General features: G+C 72.0%; 8 protein-coding genes and 4 tRNA genes. 9 read left to right on the top strand and 3 right to left on the bottom strand.

Annotated elements, in window-relative coordinates:
• The first annotated feature begins 264 nt into the window (after positions 1-264).
• The 5 genes from ACH4U8_RS30305 to ACH4U8_RS30285 all read left to right on the top strand — a co-directional run bounded on the left by ACH4U8_RS30305 (position 265) and on the right by ACH4U8_RS30285 (position 2,757).
• Positions 265-2,067 carry a DUF4328 domain-containing protein gene (locus ACH4U8_RS30305; protein WP_395781535.1) on the top strand — a complete coding sequence of 601 codons (1,803 nt, stop codon included), beginning with the start codon at positions 265-267 and terminating at the stop codon, positions 2,065-2,067.
• Positions 2,068-2,322: 255 nt separating this feature from the next.
• Positions 2,323-2,395 (top strand) — tRNA-Gly (locus tag ACH4U8_RS30300).
• A 49-nt stretch (positions 2,396-2,444) separates the two neighbouring features.
• Positions 2,445-2,518, top strand: a tRNA-Cys gene (locus ACH4U8_RS30295).
• 37 nt (positions 2,519-2,555) lie between these two features.
• Positions 2,556-2,627, top strand: a tRNA-Val gene (locus ACH4U8_RS30290).
• Between the two features lie 55 nt (positions 2,628-2,682).
• Positions 2,683-2,757: transfer RNA gene (locus ACH4U8_RS30285), tRNA-Val, on the top strand.
• A 72-nt stretch (positions 2,758-2,829) separates the two neighbouring features.
• Here ACH4U8_RS30285 and ACH4U8_RS30280 read toward each other — a convergent pair.
• Positions 2,830-3,822 (bottom strand): helix-turn-helix transcriptional regulator, encoded by a 993-nt coding sequence (locus ACH4U8_RS30280; RefSeq protein ID WP_395781533.1) that lies wholly within the window; start codon positions 3,820-3,822, stop codon positions 2,830-2,832.
• 103 nt (positions 3,823-3,925) lie between these two features.
• On the opposite strand from ACH4U8_RS30280, the gene ACH4U8_RS30275 reads away from it, so the two are divergent.
• On the top strand, positions 3,926-5,455 hold the full coding sequence (locus ACH4U8_RS30275; RefSeq protein ID WP_360313849.1) for an MFS transporter: 1,530 nt from the start codon (positions 3,926-3,928) through the stop codon (positions 5,453-5,455).
• 96 nt (positions 5,456-5,551) lie between these two features.
• Here the strand turns inward: ACH4U8_RS30275 and ACH4U8_RS30270 are convergent, their stop codons facing one another.
• A complete protein-coding gene (locus tag ACH4U8_RS30270) occupies positions 5,552-7,387 on the bottom strand; it encodes an MDR family MFS transporter (RefSeq protein ID WP_395781531.1) in 1,836 nt (611 codons plus the stop codon).
• On the bottom strand, positions 7,384-7,929 hold the full coding sequence (locus ACH4U8_RS30265; protein WP_395781529.1) for a MarR family winged helix-turn-helix transcriptional regulator: 546 nt from the start codon (positions 7,927-7,929) through the stop codon (positions 7,384-7,386). Before ACH4U8_RS30265 ends, ACH4U8_RS30270 begins: the two co-directional genes overlap by 4 nt.
• A gap of 295 nt (positions 7,930-8,224) precedes the next feature.
• On the opposite strand from ACH4U8_RS30265, the gene ACH4U8_RS30260 reads away from it, so the two are divergent.
• The 3 genes from ACH4U8_RS30260 (at position 8,225) to ACH4U8_RS30250 (ending at position 12,239) form a co-directional block, all read left to right on the top strand.
• The gene (locus tag ACH4U8_RS30260) at positions 8,225-9,481 is read left to right on the top strand and encodes a CaiB/BaiF CoA-transferase family protein (RefSeq protein WP_360313855.1); all 1,257 of its coding nucleotides are present in this window, start codon (positions 8,225-8,227) and stop codon (positions 9,479-9,481) included.
• A gap of 104 nt (positions 9,482-9,585) precedes the next feature.
• A complete protein-coding gene (locus ACH4U8_RS30255) occupies positions 9,586-11,043 on the top strand; it encodes an OB-fold domain-containing protein (protein ID WP_395781527.1) in 1,458 nt (485 codons plus the stop codon).
• 2 nt (positions 11,044-11,045) lie between these two features.
• Positions 11,046-12,239 carry an acetyl-CoA acetyltransferase gene (locus ACH4U8_RS30250; protein ID WP_395781525.1) on the top strand — a complete coding sequence of 398 codons (1,194 nt, stop codon included), beginning with the start codon at positions 11,046-11,048 and terminating at the stop codon, positions 12,237-12,239.
• Positions 12,240-12,259 lie beyond the last annotated feature (20 nt).

Below are 12,259 nucleotides of genomic sequence, written 5' to 3'. Positions count from 1 at the left end.
CGTCCCGACGTCCCGACGTCCCGACGTCCCGAGCGGCCCGAGCGGCCCGGCATCGGCGGCTTCGTCCGCCTGTTCCCACGCACCCGACGCGCCCGGAACCGCCCCGAGCCGATTCCGCGTTCCCGTGTGCCGGTCCGGCACGGCATGATGCGGCACGGTGGGTAGGGATCCGGCAGCCCCGAGTCCGGTGACCGCACTCCCCCGGTCGGTTCGCCCCGGCCCCCGAAGTCTCCACAGCACCACGCGATCGAAGGACGTTCATCCGTGCACTGTTCCGCCTGCGACACCTGGTCTACGCGGGCCGACCGCTGTTCGTACTGCGGCGCCGTCCCGGCCGCCGCCGCACCGCAGCAGGCCGGCACCGGGTCGACCCCCGTGGTCGCCGGGCCCGCCGCGCCTCCCGCCACTCCCGCGGCGTCGGATCCGTACGCCGCACCCGCACCGGCGCCCGCGCCGACCGGCGCGTACCCGGGTGCCTATCCGCACGCGCCGGGACAGTTCGCCCCGCACGCACCGGCGCAGTTCGCCCCGCAGGCCCCGTACGGCATGCCCGGGGCGTATCCGGCCTCGCCGTACCCGGGTTGGCTGCCGCAGCCGTTTCGGGCACTGCGTGGGCTCGCCGTGACGTTGTACGTCCTGCTGCCGCTGTCCGCAGTGTTCGCGGCGCTGTGCGCGGCGGCGTTCTTCCACCGTGCGGACGTGCTGCAGCAGATCGCCGACGCCGGTGAGCTCGGCATGACGGACGCGCTGCGCACCAAGGCCGAGGACTCGGATTCGCTGGTGGCGGCGGCGACGGTGTTCCTGGTCCTGTCGATGATCGCGACGGCCGTGCTGTTCATCGTCTGGATGTACCGGGCACGCGCCAACGTGGACCTGTTCGGCCCCTCGAAGCAACATCTGTCCACCGGATGGGCGATCGGCGGCTGGCTGGTGCCGGTGGTCAGCCTGTGGTTTCCCAAGCTGATCCTGCACGACGTGTGGCGCGCGAGCGATCCGCGCACCGCCGAGCGCGGCGGGCGTACCCCCGGCCGGTTGCCGCTGTTGTGGGCCTGGTGGGTGCTGCTGGTGGCCTCGGGTGTGTTGTTCTTCGCGAGCCGGCTGTCCTACCCGCTCGACGAGGACATCGTGCTGTCCGACGCCGACCGGCTGCGGACCATCGACGTGCTTTCCGGGGTCGCGGACCTGGTGCTGATCCTGGCGGCGGTCGCGGCGATCCTGGTGGTCCGCAGGATCACCACGTTCCAGCACGAGCGCGAGGCACTGGCCTTCGCCTCGGGGCTGGTGCCCGCCGGGGTTGCGGGCGGGATGCCGGGGATGCCCGGGATGCCGGTCGGCTTCCCCGGTGGCGCGCCCGCGCCGTGGGCGGCCTATCCGGCGCAGGCCCCGACCGCGCAGTACTTCGCGCCGCCGGTGCCGCAGGCTCCGGGCACGCCGGGGGCTCCGCCGGTGCCGCAGGCGCCGACCGCGGTGGACTCGGGCGCGGCGGGTGCCGACGGGGCTGTGGCTCCGGCACCGGCTGCCGCTCCGGCTCCGGCTCCGGCTCCGGCTCCGGCTCCGGCTCCGGCCGATCATGAGGCTCCGGTGGTTGCCGATGCGACCACCGTGCTGCCGGTCGGCGGGACGCCGGCCCCGCAGCCCGGGAGGGTTCCGCCGCCGCGGCCCACCGCCGCGCCGACCGCCGGTGTCGCCACGGCGGATGCCGCGCCCGTACGGGCCGAATCGCACGAATCGGTGTCCCTGGCCAAGCCTGCCGAGGTCGCGGAGTCCGCCGAGCCCGCTGCCGAGGCCGCCACCCCGTCCCCTGCCGAGCCGGCCGCCGAGCCTGCGGTCGAGGAGGAAAGCGGGCACGCCGAGCCCGGCGAAGGCAAGGACGCGGTCGAGAACGAAGTCCGAACTCCGGCCGAATCCCGAGTGGAGGCCGAACTCCCCCAGGTCCCGGCCCAGGCCCCGGCCCAGCCGGCGTCGCCCGCCAAGGAGGCCGACGACGCCGAGGCCGCCCCGGACCCGGCCCACACCCCGACCGCCCCGGCCGCCGAACCCGCCCCCTCGGGCGAGCGCCGAAGCTGAGCCGAAGACCCGTCCGGGCCCGCGGAGACGGCGGCGAGCCCCGGTCGAGGGGCGTGCCGAGGTCCCTCGGCGCGGCCCGGCGAACCACGCCGAAGGCCGGTTCGAACCCTGATGGTTCGAGCCGGCCTCGGTCGTTTTCGCAGGTTGCGCGGGTCGCCCGGCGGGGTCTGCGGGGAATCGGTTTTTGTGATGGCCCTCGGATCCGCTAAAGTTCTCAACGTCGCCGGGACGCGGAAACGCAGCTCGGGTCGACAGGCGGACGTGGCTCAGTTGGTAGAGCATCACCTTGCCAAGGTGAGGGTCGCGAGTTCGAATCTCGTCGTCCGCTCGGAAGAAGTAGAGGAAAGTAGTGGGTACCCACTATGGTTCCTTCACTTGGTGGAGTGGCCGAGAGGCGAGGCAACGGCCTGCAAAGCCGTCTACACGGGTTCAAATCCCGTCTCCACCTCCAAGAGACCCCGAGGCTCCGTGCCGAAGGTGAACTTCCCGCGCGATTAGCTCAGCGGGAGAGCGCTTCCCTGACACGGAAGAGGTCACTGGTTCAATCCCAGTATCGCGCACGTCGCACCACCGAAACACGCAGTACGTGCACCACACGGTTCACGCACGGCGCCCGCGCGATTAGCTCAGCGGGAGAGCGCTTCCCTGACACGGAAGAGGTCACTGGTTCAATCCCAGTATCGCGCACCAGAGGTATCGAAGGGCCGGCGGATCGTCACGATCCGCCGGCCCTTCGGCGTTTCTCCGGGTGCGTTCGCCCACTCACGGTCCCGGGTGCGCGTGGGGCGCGCTGGGGACGAAGTCCGGTGCGGTGAGCCGGGCCAGGCGGGCGCGGGTCTCCTCGCTCTGCGGTACGTAGACGCTGAGGCGCTGGCCGGGGGCGGCGGTCAGATCGGTCGGGATGGCGCGCACGTGCAGCACGCCGACGTCCAGGTGGCGGAAGTACTTGACCCGGGTGCGGGTGAGCGAAATCGGGTGGGCCGCCCATGCCTTGGCGAACTCGGGGCTGGCCTCGACCAGTTCGTCGATGAACGCGACCCAGACCGGATCGCCGATGTTGCGGGCGTAGGTGCCGCGCAGCACGCCGACCAGGCCCTGGCACTCCTGGCGCCACTCGTGGAACGGGTTGCAGCACGCGGGTCGGGTGAACAGCTCCCAGATCAGGTTGCGCCGGGCTCGGGGAGCGGCGACCAGGGCCGGGAAGACCTTGGCGTACAGGTCGTTGTAGGCCAGCACGTCGTAGCGCCCGTTCATCACGACCGCGGGCAGCGTGGCGAAGTCGTCGAGCAGGGTTTGGGTGTCGACGTCCACCGCGTTCTCGCTGCGCAGCGTCGCCGTGCTCGGTACGCAGGCCAACCGCTTGACGTGCTCCAGCTCGACGCCGTCCAGGCGCAGCGTGCGGGCGATGCCGCCGATCACCTGCGCGCTGACGTTGATCGGGCGGCCCTGTTCGAGCCAGGTGTACCAGGTGACGCCCACGCCGGAGAGTTGGGCGACCTCTTCGCGGCGCAGGCCCGGGGTGCGCCGGCGGCGGCCGACCGGGAGGCCGACCTGGTCCGGGGTGATGCGCTCCCGGCGGCTGCGCAGGAACGCGCCGAGTTCGGCCCGCGAGGCGGCGCGGGTGGGGCCCACGTATTGCGGCACGGCGCGCTCGAAGGCGCGCGGGTCCGCTCGGTGGGTGTCGCTCGGGTCGAGGTCGGCCCGGTGGCGGTCGTGCTGTTCGGGAACGGCGTCGGTGCGTGGGCTGCCGGTCATCGGTCCATCCTGTGTCCCGGTGCAGGCGATTGCCAGGTGCCTGGTTATACCCGGATAACCAGGCTACTGGTCCGGGTACCCGGGGCCGATCACAGTCGTCTCCATGAACGATACGGATCTGATGTCGGGCAGCGACGCCCGGCGCGAGGGGGACGTGGAGCGGGTGACCACCGCTCTCGGGGGCGCGGGCGAGGAGACGGAGCGGGAACGGGGGGCGGCCCGGCGCGGGGCCGCGAGCACGGTGCTGCTGGTGGTGCTGGTGGCCGGCCAGTTCATGGCGGTGTTGGACGCGTCGATCGTCAACGTCGCGGCGCCGGTGATGCGTTCGGACCTGCATGCGTCGGGGGCCGGGCTGCAGTGGATCATCGCGGGGTACACGATCGCCTACGCGATGTTGTTGATCACCGGTTCGCGGTTGGGCTCGATCTTCGGGTACGGCCGGACGTACCTGGGTGGGCTCGGGTTGTTCACGCTGGCCTCGCTGGCGTGTGGACTGGCCGGGTCCACGGGTGAGTTGGTGGTGTTCCGGGGTCTTCAGGGCGCCGGTGCCGCGTTGTTGGTGCCGCAGGTGTTGACGTTGATCCAGCGCCGGTTCGAGGGGCGGCGGCGGACCGCGGCGATGGGCCTCTACCAGACGGCGATCGCGGGTGGTGCGGTCGTCGGGCAGATCCTGGGCGGGGTGCTGGTGAGCGCGGATCTGCTGGGCACCGGGTGGCGGCCGGTGTTCCTGGTCAATGTGCCGCTGGGCGTGTTGTTGCTGGTGGTGGGGTGGCGGGCGTTGGGCGGGGACGGGCCGGATCCGGGGACGCGCACGGGTTGGGGTCGGTTGGACGTGCCGGGCGTGCTGGTGTTGGCGCCGGCGATGCTCGCGTTGGTGGTGCCGCTGGTGATGGGGCACGAGCAGGGTTGGCCGGTGTGGGGTTGGCTGGTGCTCGCGGCGGGGGTCCTCGGGATGGGTGCGTTCGCGCTGGTCGAGCGGGCGGTGGCGGCACGTGGTGGTTCGCCGTTGGTGCCGGGGGCGGTGTTGCGTTCGCCCGGGTTGTTGTCCGGCGGGATCGCGCTGCTGATCGGGATCGCGAGTTACAGCGGGTTCCTGTTCACCCTGGCGCTGCACCTTCAGTCCGGTCTCGGCGACAGTCCGCTGCGGGCCGGGCTGACCTATGTGCCGTGTGCGATCGGGTTCGCGATTTCCGGGCTGGGGTGGGGGCGGCTGCCGGAGCGGATCCGGACGCACGTGGCGTACCTGGGCTTCGCGCTGGTGTCCGTGTCGTACGTCGGCATGGCCGCCTCGGTGCACGGCGGCCGCGACGGCGGCGTGGCGCTGGCGTGCGGCTTGGCCGCGATGGGTCTGGGCCAGGGCGCGGTGATCGGGCCGCTGATGGCGGGCGCGCTGGGTCGGGTGCGGGCCGAGCACGCGGGCGACGCGAGCGGGGTTTTGGTCACGCTGATGCAGGTCGGCGCGGTGTTGGGGGTGGCCACGTACGGGACCGCGTTCTTGTCCGCGACCGGTCCGGGTGCCGCCGCCTCGGCGCACGCGGCCGTGGTGACGTTCGTGGCGCTGGCCGCGGTGAACCTGGGCGCGGCGGTGTGGGCGTGGCGGGTGGTCGTGCGGCGTGGGGCGCACCGGGTCTGATCCGGTGTGCGGCGCTCGGCTCGTGGTGCGGGTGTTCGGGCCGGCCGGACGGGGTGGAAGGCCCCGTCCGGCCGGTGCGACCGGGGTCGGGCGCGGTCAGTCTCGTTCGGGCCGGCGGCGGCCGACGGCGCGTCGGGCGTCCTGTTCCGACGATGGGGGCGCAGCGGACGCCGAGCCGGCGGTGGCGGGCTGCTGCGACGGTTCGGCCTGCTCCGAGGCGGCGGTGGTCGCCTGTGCGTCGGCCAGTTCCGCCGCCTCGGCGGCGGCCTTGGCCTGGAGGCCGGACATGGTGCGCAGCGGTACCTCCTTGATGAAGAAGACCAGCACGAACGCCACCGCCATCACGCACGCGGCGATCAGGAAGACCAACTGCATCGCCTCGGAGAAGCCCTCCTTGAAGGGTGCGGCCAGGCGCGGGTCCAGGTGCTGGATGAAGGAGGAGTCGCTGAGCACGCCGGAGCCCTGCGCGCCGCCCGGGTTCGGGTTCCGGACCAGATCGATCACCGGCCCGTTGGCGGGGTCGGCGAGCACGGCGGGATCGGCCAGCGCGGACTGGAACGCGGGGGTGCGCACGTCCCGGGTGAACGCCTTGGCGATCTCCCCGGAGACGTTGCTGAAGAGCACGGACAGGAACACCGCGGTGCCGGCGGTGGCGCCCATCTGCCGGAAGAAGGTCGCGGCGGAGGTGGCCACGCCCATGTCCTTCGGCGGAACGGCGTTTTGTACGACCAGGATCAGCGTCTGCATGCACTGGCCGAGGCCGACGCCGAGCAGGACCATGAACAGGCTCGTGGTCACGAGCGAGGTCTCGGCGTCGACGAAGAACGCGAACAGGCCCATCGCGATCGTGGCGATGCCGGTGCCCAGGATCGGGAAGATCTTGTACCGGCCGGTCTTGGAGGTGATCTGGCCGGACAGGATCGAGGAGCCCATCATGCCGACCATGACCGGGATCATCAGCAGGCCGGCCTCGGTCGGGCCGGCGCCCTTGACGATCTGGAAGTACTGCGGGATCAGCAGGAACCCGCCGAACATGGCCATCCCGAAGATCAGGCCGATCAGCGACGCGAGGCTGAAGATGCGGTCGGCGAACAGGCGCATCGGGATCAGCGCGTCCTCGCCCATCCGGTGCTCGACCAGGATCCAGGTGAGCACGCCGATCGAGCCGATCAGGTAGCAGGCGATCGAGGCGCCCGAGCCCCACCCCCACTCGCGGCCCTGTTCGGCGACGATCAGCAGCGGTACGACGCCCAGGGTCAGGGTGGCCGCGCCGAACCAGTCGATCCGGTGCGGGCGGCGGGTGTGCGGGATGTGCAGCACCTTGCCGACCACGAGCAGGGCCACCACGCCGACCGGCACGTTGACCAGGAACACCCAGCGCCAACCCGCGATGCCCAGGATCTCGCCCTGGCCGGCGAAGAAGCCGCCGACGAGCGGGCCGAGCACGCTGGAGGTGCCGAACACGGCGAGGAAGTAGCCCTGGTAGCGGGCGCGTTCGCGAGGCGGCACGATGTCGCCGATGATCGCGAACGCGAGCGACAGCAGACCGCCCGCGCCCAGACCCTGGAGGGCGCGGAAGCCGGCGAGTTCGTACATCGACGTGGAGAACGTGCACGCGGCGGAGCCGACCACGAAGATGGTGATGGCGGCGAGGTAGAACGGGCGCCGGCCGTACAGGTCGGACAGCTTGCCGTACAGCGGCGTGGCGATCGTCGAGGTGATCAGGTAGGCGGTGGTGGCCCACGCCTGCCGGCTGAGGCCGTGCAGGTCGTCGGAGATGGTGCGGATCGCGGTCGAGACGATCGTCTGGTCGAGCGCGGCCAGGAACATGCCGGCCATCAGGCCGTACAGGATCGTCATGATCTGGCGGTGGCTCAGGCCGCTTTCGCTCGCCGCCTGGTCGGGTGCGGCCTGCGGTTTCGTGTCGGTCATGCGGTACGGCCTTCCGGTGCACCGGGCGCGGCGTCGCGCGTGGGTGCCTGGTCTCGTTCGAGGTCGTCGTTGAAGCGACCGAGGAGGTGGACGAGCGTTTCGCGTTCGTCGGCGGACCAGTCGCGGGTGACCCGGTCCAGTTCGGCCTGGCGGCGGGCGCGGTAGATCTCGAACGCCTGGGCCCCGGCCTCGGTTGCCGCGAGCAGGGTGCCGCGACCGTCGCTGGGGTCGGGGCGGCGCTCGACGAGGCCGCGCTGGACCAGCGAGGCGATCTGTCGGCTGACCGTGGACACGTCCAGGAAGGTCATCACGGCCAGGTCGGTGACGCGGCGCGGCCCTTCCATCACGAGGTAGGCCAGGAGCAGCCGGTCTCCCCCGTCCGGCACGGGGCCGCTCTCGGCGCGACTGCGCGCCTTGGCGGCGGCCGTGAGCCGCATGAGACGCGCGAGTTCGCGTCCGAGTTCGTCCGGTGCGCGGCCGGCTGTCGGCTCGTCACACGGTGTCGTCGCGGTGTCGATGACCGCCCCCTTGTCGCTCGCCACGCATTAACTGCATGGCTCAACCAACAATAGCGCCTCCGCCCCTCGCGCACCTCCACCGGAAACGCCGCGCGACCCCCGGATCCGGGCGCGTGACGAGCGGCACGGGACTCGACCCATGCTCATCTGACTGTCCGTCAGCTATGGTGACGAGGTGCCTGTCTCGCGACTATTGGGCACTCGTACGAGGCGCCCGGCAGGCGCTTCGCCGGGTCCCGGGCATCACGGCTGCAGCAGGTTCGGCCGGCCGGTCGACCGCGCGGCACACGTACGACCGCACAACAGGGAGTGAGTGACCATGCGCGTGGGAGAGGTGGCAGGCGCCGACCTGCAACGCTTCGGAAAGCCGCTCGACGGGATCCGGGTCCTGGCCATCGAACAGATGCAGGCACTCCCCTACGCGACGCAGATGCTCGCCCGCCTGGGCGCGGAGGTCATCAAGATCGAGTCGCCCGTGGTCGGTGAATCCGGGCGCGCCGCACTGCCGATGATGACCGACCCGCTCGGCCGCCGCGTCGGCGTCACCTTCCTGCGCAACAACCTCGGCAAGCGCAGCGTCACGGTCGACCTCAAGCACCCCGAGGGCCGCGAGATCGTGCTGCGCCTGGCCGAGAAGGCGGACATCGTCTGCGAGAACTTCAAGCCGGGTACGGCCGGCCGGCTCGGCCTGGGCTTCGCGGACATCGCCGCCGTCAACCCGCGTGCGATCTACCTCTCGGTGTCCGGCTTCGGCAACACCACCGAGTCGCCGTACGCGTCCTGGCCCGCGTACGCCCCGGTCGCCGAGGGCATGGCCGGTCTGTACGACTTCAAGCGCGACCCGAACACCGCGCCCGTGGTGTCCCCGCTGGGCGCGCTGGGCGACTCGGGCTCGGCCCTGTTCGCGGTGATCGGCGTGCTCGCCGCGCTGCGCCACCGGGACGCGACCGGCGTCGGCCAGTACGTGGACATCTCCATGTTCGACGCCATGGTCGCGCTGAACGACGCGGGCATCAGCTACTGGTCGATGGGCCTGAAGGACCCCGGCCTGGCGCCGCTGATCAACCACTCGTTCCGGGCCTTCGACGGCTACTTCCTGATCCAGTGCGCCCGCCCGCACATGTTCGCGGCGCTCGCCGACCTGGTCGGCAGGCCGCAGTGGAAGAGCGACCCACGCCTGGCCGGCCCCCAGGAGTGGTTCGACCACATCGAGGACATCCTGCGGCCGGGCATCGAGGAATGGGCGGCGGACAAGTCCCGCCTGCAGGCGTGTGCGGCGCTCAGCGGGGTGGGCGTCGCGTCCGGCCCCGTGTACAACCCCGGCGACGTGATCGAGGACGAGCACGTGCGCAATCGCAACATGATCGTCGAGATGGAGCGCACCGACGGCGACCCGGCACCGGTCCTGTCGCCGGGCAACCCGGTCAAGCTCTCCCGCGTCGCCGAGGGCCCGGAGACCCGGGTGCCCTGGGTCGGCGAACACACCGCCGAGGTGTTGGAGGCCGAACTGGGCCTGTCCCGCGCGGAGATCGACCGCCTCGCGGCCGACGGCGCGATCGGGTTGGAGACCCCGTAGCCGCGCTCCCGAATCCACCCGCACGGCGGCCCGAGCAGCCGACGGCAACGCACGAACGCGATGAACCCGGACGAACCCAAGTGGAACGAGGCGGAAGCGGAGAAATGACGACTGACGGAACCGCAGTTTCGACGGGACGCGGCATCCTCGGATACGGGGCCTATCTCCCCTACCGGCGCCTGGACCGCAAGACCATCGCCGCCGTGGCCGGTACCGGCGGCGGCAAGGGCACCCGCACGGTCGCCTCGTTCGACGAGGACACCACCACCCTGGGCGTCGAGGCGGCCCGCAACACGCTGCGCGCGACGCCCGGGGTCCGCCCGCGCGCGCTGCTGTTCGCGACGGTGGCGCCCGCGTACGCGGACCGCACCAACGCGACCGCGATGCACGCCGCGTTGCGCCTGGACGGCTCGGTGCCCGCGATGGACGCCACCGGCTCGGTGCGCTCCGCGGCGGGCCTGCTCCGGCTGGCCCTGGACGGCGCCGGCGCCGCGCTCGTGGTCGGCGCGGACATCCGGGTCGGCCTGCCCGGCAGCGGCGACGAGGCGGCCGGCGGCGACGGCGCCGCCGCGCTGCTGGTCGGCGGTCCGGCCGATGGCCCGGTGCTCGCCGAGTACCTCGGCGGCGCGTCCGCCACGGCCGAGTTCGTCGACCGCTGGCGCACCCCCGGCGAGGTGCGTTCGAAGTTGTGGGAGGAGAAGTTCGGCGAGAACAACTACCTCGCCGCCGGTCGGCAGGCGTGGACCGACACGCTCAAGGCCACCGGTCTGACCGCCGACCAGGTCGACCACGCGGTGATCGCCGGCCTGCACGGCCGCGCGGTCGCCGGGCTGGGCCGCCGGCTCGGGGTCCGCGAGGGAGTCCTGGGCGACGACCTCGCCGGCAGCGTCGGCAACACCGGCGCGGCGCACCCGGGTCTGTTGCTGAGCGCGACGCTGGACAACGCCGAGCCGGGCCGGGTGCTCGCCCTGGTCGTGCTCTCCGACGGCGCCGAGGTGTTCCTCTTCCGCACCACCGACGCTCTCGCCGACTACCGGCCCACCCGCACGGTCGCCGAGCAGATCGCCGGCGGCGCGCCGCTGCCGTACGGGAAGTACCTCGCCTGGCGCGGGCTGCTCCCGGTCGAGCCGCCGCGTCGCCCCGAGCCCGCGCGTACCTCGTCCTCGGCCGCGGTGCGCTCGGTGGAGTGGAAGTACGGCTTCGTCGGCTCGCGCGATCGCGAGAGCGGCGCGGTGCACCTGCCGCCGCAGCGCGTGTCGATGACCGGTGGCAACGTGGACGACATGGAGCCGGTGCCCACCGCCGACGTGCTCGGCACGGTCAAGACGTTCACCGTGGACCGGATGGCCTACTCGCCCAGCCCGCCGGTGGTGTTCGCGGTCGTGGACTTCGACAACGGCGGCCGGCTGCCGATCGAGCTGACCGACATGGACGCGACCGAGGTGGCCATCGGCGACCGGGTCGAGCCGACCTTCCGCCGGCTGGGCACCGCCGACGGCATCCACAACTACTTCTGGAAGGCCCGCCCCGTGCGGACCGCCCGAGCCGCCGAGGAGGCATAGGCATGGGATCGCACGGCATCAAGGACCGCGTCGCCATCATCGGGATGGGCTGCACCCCCTTCGTCGAACACTGGGACCGGGGCACCGACGACCTGCTGATCGAGGCCACCACCGAGGCGTTCGCGAACGCCGGCGTGGACAAGGAGCAGGTCGACGCCTACTGGCTGGGCACCGCGCAATCCGGGATGTCCGGACTGACGCTGGCCAAGCCGCTGCAGTTGCAGGGCAAGCCGGTCACCCGCGTGGAGAACATGTGCGCGACCGGATCCGACGCGTTGCGCCAGGCCGCGTACGCGGTCGCCTCCGGCGCGTACGACGTGGCCATGGCGGTCGGCGTGGAGAAGGTCAAGGACGGCGGCTTCCAGGGCCTGAACGCGTTCCCGATCCCGGGTGACGGCACCGCGCGCACGCTCACCGCGGCGGCGATGTTCTCGATGGTGGTGCCCGCGTACGGCGACAAGTACGGCGTGTCCGAGGCGGAGATGCGCGACGTGTTGTCGCACATCGCGGCGAAGAACCACTACAACGGCGCCCGCAACACGCGCGCGCAGTTCCGCAAGGAGATCGCCCCGGAGAAGATCTCCGCGATGCCCAAGCTCGCGGGCCAACTGGGCGTGTTCGACTGCGCGGGCGTCGCGGACGGTGCGGCGGCGGCGATCGTGGTGCGGGCCGAGGACGCACACCTGTACACGGACAAGCCGCTGTACATCAAGGCGCTGTCGCTGGTGGCGGGCAACGGCTCGGGGGTGATCGACCCGGAGTACGACTACACCACGTTCCGGGAGATCGCCGCGTGCGCCGAGGACGCCTACCGGCAGGCGGGGGTGCGCAACCCGCGCGAGGAACTGGCGATGGCCGAGGTGCACGACTGCTTCACGCCGACCGAGCTGGTCCTGATGGAGGACCTGCGCTTCGCCGATCGCGGCACCGCGTGGAAGGACGTGCTGGCGGGCGCGTTCGACCTGAACGGCCGGCTGCCGGTGAACCCGGACGGCGGATTGAAGAGCTTCGGCCACCCGGTCGGCGCGTCCGGGCTGCGGATGATGTTCGAGGCCTGGCTCCAGTTGCGCGACGAGGCGCCGGCGGACCGGCGGATCCCGGCGGACGGGCGCAAGCTCGCGCTGACCCACAACCTCGGCGGGTATCCCGGCGACATGGTCTCGTTCATCTCCATCCTGGGCAACGAACTCGGCTGACCCGCTTCGCCCGTGCGTCG

It is taken from the genome of Embleya sp. NPDC020886 (genome assembly GCF_044333915.1).
Lineage (GTDB): Bacteria > Actinomycetota > Actinomycetes > Streptomycetales > Streptomycetaceae > Embleya.
Note: the sequence above shows the minus strand (reverse complement) of the source record. Positions and strands in the feature narration are given on the sequence as shown.

Bases quoted from the DNA above. Each gene is read 5' to 3' on its own strand.
- ACH4U8_RS30280 (WP_395781533.1), bottom strand. From the start codon at position 3,822: ATGACCGGCAGCCCACGCACCGACGCCGTTCCCGAACAGCACGACCGC.
- ACH4U8_RS30275 (WP_360313849.1), top strand. From the start codon at position 3,926: ATGAACGATACGGATCTGATGTCGGGCAGCGACGCCCGGCGCGAGGGG.
- ACH4U8_RS30270 (WP_395781531.1), bottom strand. From the start codon at position 7,387: ATGACCGACACGAAACCGCAGGCCGCACCCGACCAGGCGGCGAGCGAA.
- ACH4U8_RS30260 (WP_360313855.1), top strand. From the start codon at position 8,225: ATGCGCGTGGGAGAGGTGGCAGGCGCCGACCTGCAACGCTTCGGAAAG.
- ACH4U8_RS30255 (WP_395781527.1), top strand. From the start codon at position 9,586: ATGACGACTGACGGAACCGCAGTTTCGACGGGACGCGGCATCCTCGGA.
- ACH4U8_RS30250 (WP_395781525.1), top strand. From the start codon at position 11,046: ATGGGATCGCACGGCATCAAGGACCGCGTCGCCATCATCGGGATGGGC.